The 19764-nt window shown below is 34.6% G+C and carries 20 protein-coding genes; 13 read left to right on the forward strand and 7 right to left on the reverse strand.

Going from position 1 to position 19764, the window contains the following annotated elements; translation table 11 throughout:
- The first annotated feature begins 6 nt into the window (after positions 1-6).
- Positions 7-480, forward strand: a complete 474-nt coding sequence (rlmH, locus tag QW060_RS10470; RefSeq protein ID WP_290363529.1) for a 23S rRNA (pseudouridine(1915)-N(3))-methyltransferase RlmH — start codon at positions 7-9, stop codon at positions 478-480.
- Here the strand turns inward: rlmH and QW060_RS10475 are convergent, their stop codons facing one another.
- Positions 481-1080, reverse strand: coding sequence for a hypothetical protein (locus tag QW060_RS10475; RefSeq protein ID WP_290363530.1), 600 nt, complete (start codon positions 1078-1080; stop codon positions 481-483).
- Positions 1070-1897: a dihydropteroate synthase gene (gene folP, locus QW060_RS10480; protein ID WP_290363531.1), complete on the reverse strand. Its 828-nt coding sequence runs from the start codon at positions 1895-1897 to the stop codon at positions 1070-1072. Before folP ends, QW060_RS10475 begins: the two co-directional genes overlap by 11 nt.
- A 107-nt stretch (positions 1898-2004) precedes the next feature.
- Here folP and QW060_RS10485 point away from each other — a divergent pair, with 107 nt between their 5' ends.
- Genes QW060_RS10485 through tpiA form a run of 5 tightly spaced genes read left to right on the forward strand, consistent with a single transcriptional unit; the run spans position 2005 to position 6095 of the window.
- The gene (locus QW060_RS10485) at positions 2005-2550 is read left to right on the forward strand and encodes a DUF1599 domain-containing protein (RefSeq protein WP_290363532.1); all 546 of its coding nucleotides are present in this window, start codon (positions 2005-2007) and stop codon (positions 2548-2550) included.
- Positions 2551-2562: 12 nt separating this feature from the next.
- Positions 2563-3666: a BT_3928 family protein gene (locus QW060_RS10490; protein WP_290363533.1), complete on the forward strand. Its 1104-nt coding sequence runs from the start codon at positions 2563-2565 to the stop codon at positions 3664-3666.
- Between the two features lies 1 nt (position 3667).
- Positions 3668-4744 carry an ABC transporter permease gene (locus QW060_RS10495; RefSeq protein ID WP_290363534.1) on the forward strand — a complete coding sequence of 359 codons (1077 nt, stop codon included), beginning with the start codon at positions 3668-3670 and terminating at the stop codon, positions 4742-4744.
- Position 4745: 1 nt separating this feature from the next.
- Positions 4746-5339 (forward strand): TlpA family protein disulfide reductase, encoded by a 594-nt coding sequence (locus QW060_RS10500; protein WP_290363535.1) that lies wholly within the window; start codon positions 4746-4748, stop codon positions 5337-5339.
- A 3-nt stretch (positions 5340-5342) separates the two neighbouring features.
- Positions 5343-6095, forward strand: coding sequence for a triose-phosphate isomerase (tpiA, locus tag QW060_RS10505; RefSeq protein ID WP_290363536.1), 753 nt, complete (start codon positions 5343-5345; stop codon positions 6093-6095).
- 10 nt (positions 6096-6105) lie between these two features.
- On the opposite strand, the gene QW060_RS10510 is transcribed toward tpiA, so the two are convergent.
- Together QW060_RS10510 and QW060_RS10515 are read right to left on the reverse strand one after the other, a co-directional pair.
- On the reverse strand, positions 6106-6939 hold the full coding sequence (locus QW060_RS10510) for a lysophospholipid acyltransferase family protein (protein WP_290363537.1): 834 nt from the start codon (positions 6937-6939) through the stop codon (positions 6106-6108).
- 36 nt (positions 6940-6975) lie between these two features.
- A complete protein-coding gene (locus QW060_RS10515; RefSeq protein WP_290363538.1) occupies positions 6976-7623 on the reverse strand; it encodes an NUDIX hydrolase in 648 nt (215 codons plus the stop codon).
- Positions 7624-7682: 59 nt separating this feature from the next.
- On the opposite strand from QW060_RS10515, the gene QW060_RS10520 reads away from it, so the two are divergent.
- The 3 genes from QW060_RS10520 (at position 7683) to QW060_RS10530 (ending at position 12361) form a co-directional block, all read left to right on the forward strand.
- Complete coding sequence (locus QW060_RS10520) at positions 7683-8126, forward strand: DUF4268 domain-containing protein (protein ID WP_290363539.1); 444 nt, start codon at positions 7683-7685, stop codon at positions 8124-8126.
- A 33-nt stretch (positions 8127-8159) separates the two neighbouring features.
- Positions 8160-10019 carry a hypothetical protein gene (locus QW060_RS10525; protein ID WP_290363540.1) on the forward strand — a complete coding sequence of 620 codons (1860 nt, stop codon included), beginning with the start codon at positions 8160-8162 and terminating at the stop codon, positions 10017-10019.
- Positions 10020-10081: 62 nt separating this feature from the next.
- Positions 10082-12361 (forward strand): choice-of-anchor L domain-containing protein, encoded by a 2280-nt coding sequence (locus QW060_RS10530; protein WP_290363541.1) that lies wholly within the window; start codon positions 10082-10084, stop codon positions 12359-12361.
- 54 nt (positions 12362-12415) lie between these two features.
- On the opposite strand, the gene QW060_RS10535 is transcribed toward QW060_RS10530, so the two are convergent.
- Both QW060_RS10535 and QW060_RS10540 read right to left on the reverse strand, forming a co-directional pair.
- Positions 12416-13600 (reverse strand): GlmU family protein, encoded by a 1185-nt coding sequence (locus QW060_RS10535; RefSeq protein WP_290363542.1) that lies wholly within the window; start codon positions 13598-13600, stop codon positions 12416-12418.
- Between the two features lie 89 nt (positions 13601-13689).
- Positions 13690-13941, reverse strand: coding sequence for a type B 50S ribosomal protein L31 (locus QW060_RS10540; RefSeq protein ID WP_290363543.1), 252 nt, complete (start codon positions 13939-13941; stop codon positions 13690-13692).
- A 490-nt stretch (positions 13942-14431) separates the two neighbouring features.
- Between QW060_RS10540 and QW060_RS10545 the strand changes: the two genes are divergently transcribed.
- Both QW060_RS10545 and QW060_RS10550 read left to right on the forward strand, forming a co-directional pair.
- Complete coding sequence (locus QW060_RS10545; protein WP_290363544.1) at positions 14432-14974, forward strand: DUF4199 domain-containing protein; 543 nt, start codon at positions 14432-14434, stop codon at positions 14972-14974.
- 2 nt (positions 14975-14976) lie between these two features.
- Positions 14977-15927 carry a glycosyltransferase family 2 protein gene (locus QW060_RS10550; protein WP_290364742.1) on the forward strand — a complete coding sequence of 317 codons (951 nt, stop codon included), beginning with the start codon at positions 14977-14979 and terminating at the stop codon, positions 15925-15927.
- Positions 15928-15941: 14 nt separating this feature from the next.
- On the opposite strand, the gene QW060_RS10555 is transcribed toward QW060_RS10550, so the two are convergent.
- A complete protein-coding gene (locus tag QW060_RS10555) occupies positions 15942-16091 on the reverse strand; it encodes an SsrA-binding protein (protein WP_290363545.1) in 150 nt (49 codons plus the stop codon).
- 61 nt (positions 16092-16152) lie between these two features.
- Here QW060_RS10555 and QW060_RS10560 point away from each other — a divergent pair, with 61 nt between their 5' ends.
- On the forward strand, positions 16153-17880 hold the full coding sequence (locus tag QW060_RS10560) for a phospho-sugar mutase (RefSeq protein ID WP_290363546.1): 1728 nt from the start codon (positions 16153-16155) through the stop codon (positions 17878-17880).
- Positions 17880-19712, forward strand: coding sequence for an ABC transporter ATP-binding protein (locus QW060_RS10565; protein WP_290363547.1), 1833 nt, complete (start codon positions 17880-17882; stop codon positions 19710-19712). The genes QW060_RS10560 and QW060_RS10565 overlap by 1 nt, the downstream gene beginning before the upstream one ends.
- Positions 19713-19764: the final 52 nt, after the last annotated feature.

Here is a 19764-nt window from a genome sequence, read left to right on the forward strand (position 1 = left end):
AACTATATGAACATAAAGCTTTTAGCCATTGGTAAAACCGACAACAAGTCTTTACAGGCCCTGATTGACGATTATACGAAACGCTTGTCTTTTTATATCAAATTTGATATGGAAATCATTCCGGATATCAAAAACGCTAAAAATTTATCTGAAAATCAGCAAAAAGAAAAAGAGGGAGAAATGATTTTGTCTAAAATCAATACTACTGATCAGTTGATTTTATTGGATGAGAACGGAAAAAGTTTTACCAGCATGGGTTTTTCAGAAGAATTACAAAAAAAGATGAATTCAGGTATTAAAACACTTGTTTTTGTTATCGGAGGTCCTTATGGCTTTTCTGAAGAGGTGTATAAAAAAGCTAACGGAAAGATATCACTTTCCGAAATGACCTTTTCTCATCAGATGATCCGCCTGTTTTTCATAGAACAACTCTACAGAGGATTTACGATACTAAAAAATGAACCTTATCATCATCAATAATTATTCTATTACCTCAATTGTACTGATATATTTTCTAATTTCTGCATTTTTAGTAAGTAGTATTTTAGCCTGTACATAATCTTCAAAAGTAAGATCCGGCGTTACCTTAAAAACCGGATGTGGTGCTTTTGTCCAGTCAAATGACTCCAACAACCCCGTATCCCCTTGAAATTCAAATAACTGATTCTTTTTATAATATATAAAAGACTGTTCTGAAGAAATGGGTTTTGTAGTATAAAGTACTTCTGTAAATGGAAGAAAGGCAATATTTTTATGTATCGTATCCATATAAGAAAAATAGACTCCTTCATCATCGGGATGAATAGTTGCTGAATACTTTTTGTCTTTTAACTTTTTCACTTCTTTCAGCACTTTCTGTGCATTCATATCCTTTTCTACAGAAAAAACCCAATTGGTTGATCCTATAGAGCTGGTACGATTTACAGAAAGGGTTCCGTTATCATCGGACAGGTATATCGGCGAATGGTTTTCCATACTACTCACAATTGAAAAATCTGAACGAGGAATTTTCATCTCATACTGTTTTCCGCATGAAGTCATTATACCTAAAGTTAATAAACTTACTGTTTTAATTTTCATATAGTGCTCGTGTTAGTTTTATACATTCCACAGCTTCTTTTACATCATGAACTCTGAGTAAATGAGCACCGTTTTGCAAAGAGACGGTATTTAAAACACTGGTACCATTTAATGCCATATCAGGAGTTATATTCAGCATTTTATAAATCATAGATTTTCTGGATAATGCTGATAATACAGGTAATTCCAATATTTTCAAAAGATGAAGATTGTTTAATATATGATAATTTTGCTCCATCGTTTTTGAAAAACCAAAGCCCGGATCAATAATAATATCTGTAATACCTTGCTCTCTTGCGGATGCTACCCTCTCTGAAAAATAATAAATCATCTCGTGCAGAATGTCATCATAATTTGTAAACTGCTGCATGGTTTGTGGTGTTCCCTGCATGTGCATCATTATATAAGGTACTTTATAATGACCTACAACCGGCAGCATTTTTTCATCTAATTTGCCAGCAGCAATATCATTAATAATATCAGCTCCGTTTTCAATACTGATTCTGGCCACTTCAGCTCTAAAGGTATCAACAGACAGTATTGCATCAGGAAAGTGCTTTCGTACCATTATTAAAGTGGTCATTAAACGTTCCAACTCCTGCGCTTCAGAAACAAAATCTGCCTGAGGCTGTGAAGAGTATGCTCCAATATCAATAATAGCAGCACCTTCTGCAAGCATTTTTTCTACTTGTTTAAGGAGTTCATTCTGAGAACCATATTTACCTCCGTCAAAAAAAGAATTAGGCGTACAGTTAAGGATTCCCATTACTTTAGGAACCGTAAGATCCAGTAACCGACCATTGCAATTGATTGTCATAAATACATTATTTTTTATAGTATTCTGTCAAATACTTTACTCATAATTTTCACCTCAGCAACAGAATGCTTATTTTTGGATTTAAAATTTATACAAATATACTTTATATGAGTAGCACTTCTGAGCAATACGACAAAATTATTAACATCTGTCGTTCATTATATATCAAAAAAATGCAGGATTATGGTTGTGCCTGGCGGATTCTAAGATTGCCGTCACTTACAGATCAAATTTTTATCAAAGCACAAAGAATAAGAAGTTTACAGGAAAATAGCGAACGAAAAGTAGATGAAGACGAATCGTCAGAATTTATCGGAATCATTAATTATTGTATTATGGCCCTTATTCAGATTGAAAAAGGAGTGGCGCAGCATCCCGATCTGACCAATGAAGAAGCCACTGCTCTATATGACAGAAATGTATTGATTACCAAAACTCTTATGGAAAATAAGAATCACGATTACGGAGAAGCATGGAGAGATATGCGCGTAAGCTCCTTAACCGATATTATCTTACAAAAGTTATTGCGCGTGAAACAAATTGAGAATAATCAGGGTAAAACTCTTGTATCTGAAGGCATTGAAGCAAATTATCAGGATATGATTAATTATGCTATTTTTGCTTTGATACTCATGGGATTTGCTCCTAACTAAAAAATAAAAAAAATGAAAGCTCTTACACATTTGTCACGATTTATTGTTGGATTTCTGTTTATCATCTCCGGATTGATAAAACTGAACGATCCTGTCGGATTTTCTTTTAAACTCGACGAATATTTTTCTGAGGCTGTATTCAATATGCCTTTTCTACAACCTTATACACTTGGATTAGCAGTTTTTTTAGTCATCGCTGAAGTATTTTTAGGTGTTTTACTCTTATTAGGTTTTAAAAAGAAGTTTACTCTTTGGAGTTTATTCCTTATGATTGTCTTCTTTTCTTTTCTTACTTTTTATTCAGCTTATTTTAATAAAGTGACCGATTGTGGATGTTTTGGAGATGCTTTAAAATTGACCCCTTGGCAATCTTTTTATAAAGATGTAGCATTATTGGTACTCATTCTTATTTTGATGCTGAATCAAAAACACATTAGACCTATCGTAAAAAAAGACTCTACAAATTATGCAATTGTAGCAATTGCTTTGATTTTATGTGGAATCATGGGGTATTCTGTATTAAATTATTTACCATTTGTGGACTTCAGAGCATATAAAGTAGGTACGAACATTAAAAAAGGAATGGAAGTACCGGAAGGAGCTCCACAATCTAAATATAACATTATTTTTACCTATAAAGTAAACGGAGCAGAAAAACAATACACGATGGATGAAATAGCAAATGTTCCGGAAGGCGCAGAATTTATCAGTCGTGAAGAAATATTGGTAGAACAGGGATATGAACCGCCAATACATGATTTCTTTATAGAGAAAGACGGGGCAAATTATATAGAAGATTTTCTTGAAGAACCAAAATTAGTGATGTTTGTAGCTTATGATCTGGAAAAATCTGATGTAGAAGGACTTAAAAAATTAAATGCTGTTGCCGAAAAAGCAAAAGCAAAAGGGTATAAAGTAATCGGAATGACAGCTTCGAGTAATAATGTTATTGAAACTAAAAATTCCAAATACCATTTCACATTTGATTTTTACTTTTGTGACGCCACTACATTAAAAACAATAGAAAGGGCCAATCCAAGTATTGTAGTACTGGAATACGGAACTATTGTTGAGAAAGAACATTGGAACAACGCAGATAAAGTAACTTTAAAATAATTTGCTTCGCTATTTTTTTAATAAACTCGCTTATGCTTTTCTTACTCTTTTCGGAGTAATTACGGTGGTATTTTTATTATTCAATGTTCTGCCGGGAGATCCTGCCCGAATGATGCTGGATCAGAATGAAAATTCCGAACAGCTTGCCATTATTAAAAAAAAATATGGTTTTGACCAACCCTTATCCATTCAGTACGTCTATTATCTCAACGATCTGTCTCCAGTATCATTACATGGCACAAATCCTCAGGAATATACTTTTTATACCCCTGAAAAGTATGGAGGTTATCTGTTAGGAGAAATCAATAATAAACACATTGTATTAAAAAAGCCATACCTCAGAGAAAGCTTTCAGAAGAATGGTAAAAAAGTAAGTGATATCATAGCCAACACACTGCCAAGCACTGCTTTTTTAGCTGTTTTTGCCATCACTATCGCTATCGTTATCGGACTTATTTTCGGAATATTTTCTGCTTTATACAAAGACACACTTTTTGACCGGCTTACAGCTTTTGTCAGTACCATTGGCATGAGTATTCCTTCCTTTTTCAGTGCCATCCTATTTGCCTGGATATTTGGTTTTGTGCTGCATGAATATACACATCTGAATATGACCGGAAGCTTATATGAAGTAGATGATTTTGGTGAAGGCGTACATTTACAATTAAAAAACAGCATACTCCCCGCTTTTGTTTTGGGAATCAGACCCCTTGGTGTAGTCATTCAGCTGATGCGCAACTCACTATTAGAAGTTCTGAATCAGGACTATATTCGAACAGCACAGGCAAAAGGCTTATCCGTATATAAAATTGTGACAAGACATGCTCTTAAAAATGCTTTAAATCCTGTAGTAACAGCCCTTTCCGGATGGTTTGCTTCCCTGTTGGCAGGAGCCGTTTTTGTAGAATTTATCTTCGGTTGGAACGGATTGGGAAAAGAAGTGGTTGATGCGTTAAATAATCTCGATTTACCCGTTATTATGGGTGCAGTATTGGTAATAGCTACTACCTTTGTACTTATAACGATTCTCGTTGATATCATTTATGCTTATCTGGATCCACGAATTAAACTAAAATAATATGAAAAAAAAATTTGCTATCCTCACAGCTATACTGGGACTAAGTTTTTATAGTTGTGATACTAAAAAAATAGATAAAGAAATCTCATCTGAAATTAACAGTCTTAAAGATTCTCTTAAGATTGAAACACCAAACGATTCATTGAAACAACTGTCACAAAATGAATTCAGTAACATAACACTGAATAAAGAAATGACAGATATCAAAGGAAATAAGATTACATTCCAATCTATTCTTGAAAAACACAAAGGAAAAACCATTGTACTGGATATATGGGCTTCATGGTGTCCCGACTGTATCAAAGGATTCCCTGCTTATACTCAGATTCAGAAAGAATATCCAAAAGTAGCCTATGTGTATATCTCATTGGATAAGACTGAGGATAAATGGAAAGAAGCGCTCAAAAAATATAATCTTCCCGGAGATCATTATTATTTACAGGAAAGTATGAAAGGTGAATTCGGACAATCTATAAAATTAGACTGGATTCCACGTTACATGATTATCGATAAAGAGGGAACAATTGCCAATTATAAAACTACAATTGCAACTGACACGCTATTTATAAATACAATTAAACATTTAGAAAAATAACTTATGAGACATTCAATAGTAGCAGGTAACTGGAAAATGCATAAAAATGCACAGGAAACAACAGATTTTTTAAACGAACTAATTGAAAAACTCCCATCAGACAAAGAAGTAGAAATCATTGTTGCTCCTTCTTTTACCAACTTACTGATTGCAGCCAAACACCTTGAACACACAAATATAGGTGTCGCTGCTCAGAACATGCATCAGGCTGAAGGCGGAGCTTTTACCGGAGAGATTTCAGCAGATATGCTTACGAGTATAGGAACTCATATCGTACTGTTAGGACATTCTGAAAGACGTCAGTATTTTAAAGAAACAGACAGTATTCTGGCAGCAAAAGCAGATACAGCACTAAAACATAATATGCGTATTATTTTTTGCGTTGGTGAAGAGTTAAAAGACCGTCAGAATAAACAATATCAAAATGTAGTATATTATCAGTTAAAAGATGCCTTATTTCATTTGCCAAAAGCTGCCTGGGAAAATATCGTGATTGCTTATGAACCTGTATGGGCTATTGGTACGGGTGAAACGGCAACTGCAGAACAGGCGCAGGAAATGCATAAATTCATCAGAGAACAAATTGAATATCAATATGATAGAGATACAGCTGAAAGCGTCTCTATACTGTATGGAGGTAGTGTAAAACCTGAAAATGCACGTGAAATTTTTTCAAAACCTGATGTTGACGGCGGGTTGATCGGCGGAGCAGCCTTACATCCTGATGATTTTATTGCCATCATAAATGCAGTATAAAAAAATGAACCTATTCAGGTTCATTTTTTTTGGGGTGATAATCGTAAGTTCTTTCTAAATTTAATTTTTCTTCATTTTCTAAAATCTCCGGAGGAATAACCTTTAGAAATGACGGATGCTGTTCAATAGCATACTCAATTTTTTCTACAATTTCATCAATCGTTTCATTTTCATAATCGATTTCCAAAGGTTCCTTTATGACAAAAGACTGTAAAATTCCTTTCTTTTTAAGCCATAATCCTTTTTTATCAAAAGACCTTCTGAATCCGTCAATTACAATGGGTACAACAATGGGTCTATGCTGTTTTATGATATGGGCTGTCCCCTTTCTTACAGGTTTGAAAGATTTGGTTGTACCTTGCGGAAATGTTATTACCCAACCGTCATTCAATGCTTTTCTTATATTTTCGGTATCTTCGGGTTTTACTGCCTTTTTCTCAGAAATATCCTTTCCCTTCTCACGCCATGTTCTCTCAACAGTTATAGCTCCTGTATATCCCATAATACGGGGTAGAATACCTGATTTCATCGTTTCTTTAGCTGAAACAAAATAAATATTGAGTTTGGGATTCCAGATATACATCACATTATTGATATTGTCAACCCTTCCTTTCAAACTGGCATTAAACACATGAAACATGGCCACCACATCGGCAAAATAGGTCTGATGATTAGAGATGAATAAAACATTACTGTCTGGTAATTTCTTTATGATCTCCGAACCTTCTATTTTTAGCTGATTAAAACCTTTATACCGCTGATGTGTTAAAAAACCAAAGCTTCTTATCAACCATTTCTTTAAAAGCAAATTATATCCAAACGGATCTTTTTTAAATAATATCATATAAGAAATTTTCGTCCCTGTAAAGGTAACAAAAGCTTATTTTATCAGTACATTATTAATAGTATCTTTTATTTCACTCAAAATCATTGCTGTAGCTCCCCAGACTACATGATCTTCAATAACAAAAGCAGGGACCATGATTTCGTTTGCATATGAAGTAGACATTTTAATGTCTGATATCAACGCATCATTCAAGAGCTCTTTCAGTGGCACTTCAATATAAGAAGCTACTTCTCTGGGGTCAATATGAATTTCAATCTCTTGATGGTGCACTCCCATATACGGAGAAACGAGAAAATTGCTGGGAGGTATATATAAATCGCTGAATTTTCGCACTACTTCTATTTCATTTGGCTGTATACCAACCTCTTCATTTGTTTCCCGCAAAGCAGTTGCCATCAAATCAAAATCTTCAACTTCTCTTTTTCCTCCTGGAAAAGCAATTTGAGAAGAATGAATACCCGGATAGGTGGCCCGAACAATTAAAAGCAGGTGTGTTTCATCCTGTTTCGGATAAAATAAAGAAAGTACAGCGGATTCTCTGGGATTATGTACACTAAAATCATAATCCTTATCGTAATATTTTATTCGTTCTAAAGGAGCCATTTTTAGATGGGCTTCTGAAGCCATTAAAGGAATTTGTTTAATTTTAGGTATTAAATTCAAAAAGGTATTAAACTGCATATACTTTTTTAATTAAATTTAAAACATAATATTTGCAATCATCTAAAATAAAAAGTTAAATGTACAGTAAAGAAGAGGCCTTACAGCTAAAGAAAGATTTTTGGATTGCTTTTGCCAATACCTACCCGAGGAAATGGCTACTGCATAATACGAAAATCAAAGACTTTGCGTTCAAATTTTATGTTGATAATAAAAAGGCACAGGTTTTGCTTGATATTGAACCTAAGGATGAAGAAAAGCGTAAAATTTATTTTGAAAAGATAGAATCACTGAAATCTATTTTACACGAAGAATATTTGCCTGAAGCAATATTTGAACGTCATTTTTATCTTGAAAACGGAAAATGTATCAGCCGTATCTGGGTAGAAATGCATGGTGTAAGCATCAATAACAGAAATACATGGGAAACAATTTTTGATTTTTTTGCAGAACACATGACTCAATTTGAGTTGTTTTTTTATGAATACGAAGCATACATCAAAGATTTAGAAGTAAATACCTGATCATATAACAATCATCTTGTAATTTTTTTTTCATTGAGTAAAAGAAAACTTTTTTTATGGTGTTTTACCATGTTGTTTTGTTTGGGAATGTATGCCCAACAGAACGACTCTGTACCTGAAAAAACGGAACTCGAAAAAAAGACAGATATCAAAATTTTACAGGATTATTCTAAATCCAACAAAAGTAAATTCGGAAAATTTATCCATAAAACCCTTTTTCGGAAAAGATCTTCTGAAAGTCAGACACGGCTTCAGGCAGTACGCCAAAAAGAAATTGACTATGATTACGACAAACATCAGGGAAAAATCATTCGAAACATCAAAATTGTAACTATGGATCCTTTTGGTCATTCGGTTATTGACAGTACCCGTACCCCAACAAAAAGAGCGGAGATCATAGGGAATAAATTACATCTGAAGACCAAACAGTTTACCATACGTAACATATTGCTCTTTAAAAAAAATCAGCCTTTAGATTCTTTAAAGCTCAAAGAATCTGAACGTTTGATACGTCAGCAGCGTTATATTCGAAGCGTTATTGTAAAGCCCATTCCCATCGAAGGTAGCAATGATTCCATTGACGTAAGCATTCGGGTTTTAGACACGTGGAGTATTTATCCTAATGGTTCATTATCTACTTCTACTGCCCGATTGAGAGTTACATCTCAGAATTTTGCCGGATTAGGACACTATTTTTCGAATCAATATACAACCCGCTTTAAAGAAGGGCGTCATGGTTATAATTCACAATATCAAATAAACAATATTTCCAATACCTTTATCAATACAGGTTTGTATTATAACCGTGATTTAGACAAAAATGTGTCAAAAGGTATTTATGCCGAACGAAATTTTTATTCTCCTCTCGCAAAATGGGCAGGAGGTATCAGTATCAATGATACCTATTATAAAGACTCCATTCCGAATCTGATAATAGAGAAAGATAAGCAAGACATTAAATACACCTATTATGATATCTGGGCAGGACGCTCGTTCCATCTTTTTGACAAATATAAAGATGTAAAAATACGTACCAATCTGATCACTTCAATACGCTATTACAACCAGAATTACAAGCAAACACCTCAGATTGAATTTGATCCTGAACAATTCTACAGTGATCAGCAAATGGTTTTGGCAACCATAGGAGTCAGTTCAATTAACTATGTTCAGGATAAATATATTTTTAATTATGATCGGATTGAAGACGTTGCTGTAGGGAAAATCATCTCTGTTGTTGGAGGATTGCACTATAAAAATGGAATCAGACGTCCGTATCTCGGTTCTAAGGTATCTATCGGAAAATATACCAGATCAGGTTATTTTGGAGGAGAAATTCAATGGGGAACTTATTTTAACGGAAACAATCTGGAACAAAGCGTTATACGGCTTGAAGGAATTTATTTCTCCCGCTTATGGGAGTGGGGCAATTGGAAGTTCAGACAGTTTATTAATCCTGAAATCGTATATGGTTATAACCGTTTAAACTATGCAAAAGACAGAATTTCTTTAAATGGAAGTAACGGAATCAATGGATTTGACAGCTATACACTCTGGGGAACCAAAAAAGTAGTATTGAATTTTCAATTACAGTCCTATGCTCCTACTGAAGTTTTAGGTTTTCGTTTCAGTCCTTTCTTGTCAGCGACTATGGCTTTTATGGGGGATGAAAACAATGCGTTTGTAAAGAAAGATATGTATTCAAAAATCGGATTGGGAATTTTAATCACAAACGATTACCTTGTTTTTAATAATATACAGCTTTCTATCGCTTTTTACCCTCGTATTCCCGGAGATGGAAGCAATATTATTAAAACCAATAACCTTCGAAATTCTAATTTTGACCTGCAGAATTTCAATTTTGGAAAACCAACAACAGTACCTTTTCAATAGATTTAAAAATTTAGCATAGAGATAACTTCAGATATTTTTTTTTCGATGTATCTTTGCGCATTATGAAAAAACGCCTACTATTACTCTCAATTGCCTTAATTTCAAGTATTATAAGCTATTCTCAGAATATTACAGTGAATAATACTTATACCAACAATGATCTTGTTAACAATGTTTTTTTAAACGGTACATGTACAGAAGTGAGTGCCATTCAGGTAAAAGGGTATACTTTTCAGGATGGTATTAAGAGCTGGGGATATTTTAACAAAGGACAATCCAACTTCCCGTTTGATGAAGGAATTATCCTTACTACAGGTAAATTAAATGCTGCTCCGGGACCTAACAGCGGAACTCTTAGCGACGGTCCTTCTTCCTGGGGAGGTGATATTGATCTTGAAAATTCTGTTAATATCAACAATACCTATAACGCTACGAGTTTAGAATTTAATTTCATTCCGGATGCCAATACCATGCGTTTTGAATACATCTTTGCTTCAGAGCAATATTTGTTGTCCGGTACACCTTCACAATGCGGTTATACAGATGGTTTTGCTTTTATACTGACAGATGTAACCAATAATGGAACTCCGCAAAATCTGGCTTTAGTACCCAACACAACTATTCCTGTAACATCAAGTACCATCAGAGGTGCAGGGGGTTTGTGTCCACCGGCCAATGCACAGTATTTTGCAAGTTATAACAACATTAATTCTCCAATTGCATACAACGGAAATACTGTTCCGCTAATGGTTGAGGCCAATGTAGTTCCCGGCCACACATATCATATAAAAATTGTGATTGCCGATCAGGGAAATAATTTGTATGATTCCGCTGTTTTTTTACGTGCCAATAGCTTTGATGCTTCCATATCGTTAGGGAATGACCGTTTATTGAGTACATTTAATGCTTTATGTGCCGGAGAAACCCTTTCTTTAAACGCCGCTATACCCAATGCAGCTTCTTATAAATGGTACCGTAACAATCAACTAATTGCGGGTGCTACAAATGCTACTTATAATGTTATGCAAGCAGGCGTCTATAAGGTAGAAATAACCAAAAGCAACAATTGTGTTACGTATGGTGAGATTACGATAGAATATGATAATTTCACTTATACTTCTGAAGTTTCCTTACAGGTTTGCGGTCTCACAGGAACTACAACATCATTTTTCAATCTGAATGATGCGATACCGCTGATTACCCAAAATGAATATGAAGAAATATTCTTTTATCAGAGTATAAATAATAACATCCCTTCAGGTGTAATTGCTAATACTACTAACTATCAGGCGGCAAATAATACAACTTTATATGCCATCATACAATCTGAAAATGGCTGTGAGTATACTGTAAAAGTTAAATTGCTCATTAATAATGAAAATTTACCTACCCATTTATATGCAAAATGTGATTCTGATGAAACACAGGATGGACTTACAAGTTTTTCACTAAGCGTTATTTCACAAGAAATACTTCAACAAAATAGTTTGAACAATCAGTATCAGGTTACTTATTATCTGACAGCAAATGATGCCTTATCAGGTCAGAATGGTTTTACCAACACCTTTAACAATACCGTTCCGAACCAACAGACGATATATGCACAAATCAGCCTGAATGGTAGCTGTTATGCCATTATCCCGGTTGAGTTAACCATTTTTACAAGTGTGCTATTTCCCAAAAAAGAAATAAAATTGTGCAAGGGTGATTCTGTAGAACTAAAAGCATTGGGAGAAAGTACTACTTACACATGGAACACAAATGAAGTTACCCGTACTATAACGGTATCGGAAGCCGGATTATATACCGTTACTTATACTACTGAAGATGGCTGTGAGGTGACAGAACAATTTACAATTATCGTTTCAGCCGGTCCGGATGCTGTAAGGTTTGACATACAGGACTTCTCTGCTACTTCTAATTCAATCACAATTTATGCCTCGGGAAGTGGTGACTATGAATATTCTCTTGACGGAGAAAATTTCCAAAACAACGCATCATTTACCAATCTTTCTCCGGGTGTTTATACCGTTTATATACGCGATAAAAATGGCTGCGGATCTTATCAGGAAAAAGTATATCTGCTTGATTATCCAAGGTTTTTTTCACCTAATGGGGATGGCAGGAATGATGTATGGCGGATTGAAAACCTCAGTTGGATGGACAGTAAAGCGATTATCCGGATTTTTGACCGCTACGGAAAATTATTATATGAATTTTCTGCTCAGTATTATTGGGACGGAATGCACAATAACCATCCAATGCCCTCTACAGATTATTGGTTTACCATTACTTTTTCAGATAAAAAAGTATTAAAAGGTCATTTCTCTTTGGTACGTTAAAAACTACAATGATAAATAAAAAAGGATAATGAAGTTTCATTATCCTTTTGTTTTCTATATGGTATCAGTTTTTTGCCATTCAGCTGTTTCATCAAAGACATGCTGTAAAATAGCTTCTTCCATAGAAGAAAATTCTATATGGCGGCGCTGCATAACAATTTTTGCTGTTTCAAATGCTTTTTTAGGCAGGTATACCTGCACTCCCTGAGCACCGCCCCATGTAAAATTAGCGATGTAATTTCGAGGAAAACCGGCTCCGAATATATTGGCACACACCCCCACTACTGTACCTGTATTAAACATAGTATTGATACCGCATTTGCTGTGATCGCCCATCATTAAGCCGCAAAATTGCAATCCCGTGTTTTCAAAACGTGCTGTTTCGTAATTCCATAATTTTACAGGTTCATAGTTGTTCTTTAAATTTGAATTGTTGCTGTCTGCTCCAATATTACACCACTCCCCCAATACAGCATTTCCTAAAAAACCATCATGTCCTTTGTTAGAATACGCAAACAAAACCGAATTGTTTATTTCTCCTCCTACACGACAATGCGGCCCTACCGTAGTAGCCCCGTAGATTTTGGTACCCAGTTTTACCTGTGCTTCTTCACACAAAGCGAAAGGTCCTCTGATAACAGATCCTTCCATAATTTCTGCATTTTTACCGATGTATATCGGACCTGTAGAGGCATTGAGCGTTACAAAATTAAGAACTGCACCTTCTTCGATAAAAATATTTTCCGGATTCAAAACCTGTACGGTTGAAGGGATGGGCTGTGACTTACGGTCTTGAGTAAGCAGCTCAAAATCTTCACGGATTGCGGCATCATTTTTCTGAAAGATATCCCAGGTATGCTCAATTTTTAAACAATCATCTGTATATTCAATGAACTCATAATCATCAAAATCAATTTCTTCCTGTGCGTCAGTAGTATAAAAAGCAATTATCTCATCTTCTTTTACTACTGCTTGCCGGTCATGAAGATTAGTAATAAGTTCAACCAATATCTCATTAGGCAGATACGCTGCATTAATAAGAATATTTTCATCCATCTCTACCATCGGATATTTATCAGACAAATAATCTTCTGTAATGGTTGTAGTGGTATTGCCGAGATATTTTTCCCATTTCTCACGAATGGTCAGAATACCAACGCGAATATCTCCTACCGGTCTGGTAAAAGTAAAAGGCAATAATGCATTTCTAACACTTCCGTCAAATAAGATGTAGTTCATACCTAAATTTTTATTGAGTTACAAATATAAACATTCATATATAAAAAAAGCCGTTCGTTACGAACGGCTTTCCTATATTTTTCAACTTCTTATTTGTTGAATTTAGCATATTTAGTTTTGAATTTATCAATACGTCCTGCAGTATCGATAAGTTTAGATTTACCAGTATAAAAAGGGTGAGATGTTCTGGAGATCTCCATTTTATAAACCGGGTATTCTACTCCGTCAACTTCGATGGTTTCTTTTGTCTCTACTGTTGATTTTGTGATGAATACGTCTTCGTTAGACATATCTTTAAATGCTACTAATCTGTAATTTTCTGGGTGAATACCTTTTTTCATGATAAATCGTCTTTAATATTATGGCTATACTCCGTTCTGATGCTTTTATTTTCAAAAAAGGTATAAACGTTGTATAACTTTTTGTTTTTAATTATTTATTTCAGATGGCAAATTTACAATTAAATTTCAATTTACAAACATTTTTTTATCTAAAAAAGACAACTTTGACCATTCTTTCTTTATAAAATCAACATACAAAACACTTCAACTATAAAAAACTAAATATCAAATGTTTAAATAAAAAACAAATACTATTTCTACATTTCTATACTTTACGATAGCACAAAAAATGATTGAAGTTTACTTTATTCAGCGCCAATATCTATAAATTTATTTTATCACAACCGGGATTACATTCTATTAAGCTTGTGCTAATAACCAGAGTTTAATAACTATTCCTACATATTCTACTCTTAATTTACTCTTATATAATGTAAGTGTATTCCTTACATTTTTCTATATTTGTAAACTTATATTATATAGTATTATAATGAATCAAACAATCAAAAATATTGGCATCAGGTATGGTGTTTTATTAGCCATTATACTGGTCATCATTAATCTGTTTATCTATTTTTACGATTATACGCTGATGAATTCCATTATCAACGGATTTGGATTAATTTTTTTAATTCTTATTTTCGGAATCATCAGTATGGTTACATCAAAAAAGAAAATTGGAGGCTACATTACATTTCGTGAAGCTTTTACCCCTTACATTTTAGTAATTACAATTGGTGTTCTTGTGCCTACTCTTCTTCAATTTTTAATATACGGTGTTTTTGATACTGCTACGGGTGAGGCTTTAAAACAGCATTATATTGCTTTAACTGCTGAACAATTAAATAAATTTAATGTTCCTGCTGAACAGGCTCAGGTATCCATAGAAGCCGTGAAAGCATCTAATCCGTATGCGATAGGCACTTTATTAACTTCAGGTGCTATCCGAATTGCGATGTTATCCGTTGCCGGTTTGATCGCAGCTTTGATCTTTAGAAATAAAACAGAGTTTTCTGCCAAACCACAAGCCTAATGATCGATATTTCTGTTGTCATACCCTTGCTCAATGAGAAGGAATCCCTGCCGGAACTACACGATTGGATCGTAAGAGTAATGAATAACCATGGTTTTTCCTATGAAATTTTATTTATAGATGACGGAAGCACTGATACATCATGGGTTACCATCAGGCAACTGGCACAAACAAATCCTTGTGTAAAGGGAGTTCGTTTTCAAAAAAATTATGGCAAATCTCAGGCACTGAATATCGGCTTTAAAAAAGCATCAGGGAATGTTGTCATTACAATGGATGCCGATTTACAGGACAGTCCGGATGAAATTCCAGAACTTTACACAATGATTACAGATCAACACTATGATCTGGTTTCGGGATGGAAGAAAAAAAGATATGATTCCGTTTTGGCTAAAAATATTCCATCCAAGTTATTTAACTGGGCAGCCCGAAAAACTTCTGGTGTACAATTAAATGATTTTAACTGTGGTCTCAAGGCCTATAAAAAAGACGTAATAAAAAATATTGATGTTTATGGTGAAATGCACCGCTATATCCCTGTTTTAGCCAAAAATGAAGGTTATGACAAAATCGGAGAAAAAACGGTAATACATCAGGCAAGAAAATACGGACATTCAAAATTTGGTATGAGCCGCTTTGTTAACGGTTTTCTGGATCTGATTACGATTTGGTTCTTATCTAAATTCGGAAAAAGACCTATGCACCTTTTTGGTGCTTTAGGAGCTCTGATGTTTGGAGTCGGATTTATTTCGGCAGCCTATATCGGCATCGTAAAACTCTATAAAATATATACTGGACATACCGCTATACTCATTACAAACAATCCTTGGTTTTATATTTCGCTGACAGCAATGGTTATCGGGACACAACTTTTTTTAGCCGGATTTTTAGGAGAGATTATTCTCAGAACCAAAAACAAGTCTAAACGATACAAAGTTTCAGAAACAACCTGATCTCAATCATTCTTTTAAAGACTGTTTATGGTTACGTAATATTTCCAGGCAACAAGCGCTTTCTGTAATTTTGTTGCTTTACTTAAATCAAGTTGTTTTTTAGTATAATTGGGTAATATCAAATGATTGATTTTAGCCAGGGACTTAAAAAATGCTTTTTTCATAAGTCAACAATTAGGAAAAGACTTTTTAAGGTCTTTCGTTTAAATAAATATAAAGAAAAAAATGCACATAGCTCAAAATATTTTAGATAAAGTACATCAATGGCTCTCACCTGCTTTTGATGAAATCACGCAGCAAGAGATCAAAGAACTCATGACTTCATCTCCAAAAGAACTTGAAGATGCCTTTTACAAAAACCTTGAATTTGGCACGGGAGGTATGCGAGGTATTATGGGGGTGGGAACAAACAGAATCAATAAATATACACTGGGGAAAAATACACAGGGTCTTTCTGATTATTTAAAGAAATCTTTTCCGGGAGAGCAACTTCGTGTAGCAATTGCTTATGATTGCCGACATAACAGTAATACACTGGCAAAAGTAGTAGCCGATGTTTTCTCTGCAAATGGTATTCAGGTTTTTTTATTTTCAGACCTTCGTCCAACTCCGGAATTATCTTTTGCGGTAAAATATCTGAACTGCCATACAGGAGTAGTGCTTACAGCTTCTCACAATCCGCCTGAATATAACGGCTACAAAGTTTACTGGCAGGATGGAGGACAGATTGTCCCACCACAGGATAAAGAAATCATTGAGGAAATAGAAAAACTTGCCTATGAAGATATTAATTTTCAGGCAAATGAAAACCTTATCCAATATATCGATAAGGAAATTGACGACGCTTTCGCAGCTTCTGCCTTAGAAAATGCAGGATTCAACATTCCGGTATCTGCAAAAGAAAATTTAAAAATCGTATTTACTTCCCTTCACGGAACATCCATAAAAGCAATACCAAACGTTTTGGATAAAGCGGGCTATACAAAGGTACAGATTGTCAAGGAACAGGCGCTGCCTGACGGTAATTTTCCTACGGTAAAATCACCTAATCCGGAAGAACCTGAAGCACTGGCAATGGCTCTGGCACTGGCTGATGAAACCGGAGCAGATATTGTAATCGGAACTGATCCTGATGCTGACCGCTTAGGAATTGCAGTGCGGGATAACGAAGATAAAATGGTATTGCTAAACGGCAATCAAACCATGATCGTAATGACAGCCTTTTTATTAGAACAATGGAAAAGAGCAGGAAAAATTACGGGAAAAGAATTCATTGGTTCCACTATTGTTTCAACTCCGATGATGCTGGCTTTAGGCGAATATTACGGAGTAGAATGTAAAGTAGGGCTTACTGGCTTTAAATGGATTGCAAAAATGATTAAAGATTTTCCGGAAAAAACATTCATTGGAGGTGGAGAAGAAAGTTTTGGTTATATGGTAGGAGATGCCGTACGCGATAAAGATGCTGTTGCTTCTACCCTGTTGATCTGTGAAATCGCAGCCTTGGCAAAAGCAGCTGGTAGTTCTATTTATCAGGAATTGCAAAATCTGTATGCCGACTTCGGTTACTATAAAGAACACCTGATTTCAATTACCAAAAAGGGAATGGAAGGTGCTACTGAAATTAAACAAATGATGACTAATTTCAGAGAAAATCCTGTTAAAGAATTAAACGGAGAACGTGTAGTCTTTGTTGAAGATTATCAAAGTTCAAAAGCAAAAAACATGTTTTCAGGTGAAGAAGAACCGCTTTATCTGCCAAAGTCAGATGTATTAATCTATTATCTGGAAGACGGAAGTAAAATATGTGCCCGACCAAGTGGTACAGAACCCAAAATAAAATTTTATTTCAGCTGTAATGCTCCGATAGAGCATACAGATGAAATTGAAGATACTGATGCGTATCTGACTGAAAAAATCAAACATTTTATTACTGATTTAGGCTTGAACTAATGGATGAAAATTTAAAAAAAATAATACCTTTTGTAAAAAACTACAAATTCCATGTGGTTTGGAATATTGTATTCAATATTCTGTATGCATTATTTGGTACACTGGGGTTTGCAGCGATGTATCCTGTATTAGAAGTATTGTTTAATAATGATATAAAAATATATGAAATTCCTGTTTATACCGGAATAGAAAATATCAGTACTTATCTAAAAGAATATATTTTTTATTATGTAACGCATTTTTCAAATGAATATGGTGCCAATTATGCTCTTTTATTTACAGTAGGTCTCGTATTAACGACTTTTCTTCTTAAGAACCTTTTTAATTATGCGGCTTTACAGCATTTGATGAAATTAAAAAATGGCGTTTTAAGAGATTTACGTGCCAAAATGTATAAAAAAATTACAGAGCTACCCATCTCTTATTATTCTGAAAAACGCAAAGGAGATGTAATGTCACGTATGCTTGGCGATGTAAATGAAGTACAGAATTCCTTTTTCATGGTATTGGAACTTATTGTGAAAGAACCGCTTACCATTATTTTCTCTATTCTTATGATGTTGAATTTCAGCGTTAAGCTTACTTTATTTGTATTTATTTTTATCCCGATTTCAGGTTTCATCATTTCAAAAATAGGAAAATCGCTTAAATCTCAGTCAACGCGGGCTCAACAGGAAAACGGGTATCTTATTTCTATCGTGGATGAAAGTCTTACCGGTTTAAAAGTGGTAAAAAGTTACAATGCAGAAAATTTCTTCAACAAGATTTTTAATGATTCACTGAACAGATTATACAAATTGTCCAATAAAATAGGTAAGAAAAACAATCTATCATCTCCCATGAGTGAATTTATGGGTATTATCGTCATAGCAGTATTATTGTTTTACGGTGGTAACCTTGTACTGGTAGATAAAACCCTAAGCGGTTCATTATTTATTGCTTTTATCGGTTTGGCATATAATATTCTTACCCCTGCAAAAGCAATTTCAAGAGCTTCTTATCAGGTAAAAAATGGTTTGGCAGCAGCAGAACGCGTTTTTGAGGTACTGGAGGTAGAGAATACTATTGAAGATACTCCGAATGCTATTGATATTAAAGAATTTAATGATAAAATCAGTCTTAAGAATATTACTTTTGCCTATGGAGAGGATGCCGTATTAAAGAATTTTTCTCTTGAAATTCCAAAGGGTAAAACTATTGCACTTGTTGGACAATCCGGTAGTGGAAAAAGTACCATTGCCAATTTGTTGACGCGTTTTTACGATGTAAACAAAGGAGAAATCCGGATTGACGGTCATAATATAAAAGACGTAACCATGAAATCTCTTCGTGATCTGACAGGATTGGTAACTCAGGACAGTATTATGTTTAACGGCAGCATTAAAGACAATATCCGAATCGGTAAATTAGATGCTACAGACGAAGAAATCATTGCTGCTTTAAAAATAGCGAATGCTTACGATTTTGTAATGGATCTGCCAGAAGGTCTGGACACTAATATCGGAGATGCCGGAAATAAAGTTTCAGGCGGTCAGAAACAACGTCTCTCCATTGCCAGAGCAGTCTTAAAAAATCCTCCTGTTATGATTCTTGATGAAGCGACTTCTGCTTTAGATACAGAAAGTGAACGCTTGGTACAGGATGCTCTCGACAAAATGATGCAAAACAGAACATCAGTAGTCATAGCCCACCGATTGTCTACCATTCAAAAAGCCGATCTTATTGTAGTGATGCAGAAAGGGGAAATCGTAGAACAGGGAACTCATGAACAATTATTATCACAGGGAGGTACCTATTCCAAGCTGGTTGCACTGCAATCTTTTGAAAGTTAATCAGTCATATATATAAAAAAATCACTCTTTACAGAGTGATTTTTTATTTGAA

It is taken from the genome of Paenimyroides ceti (assembly GCF_030409925.1).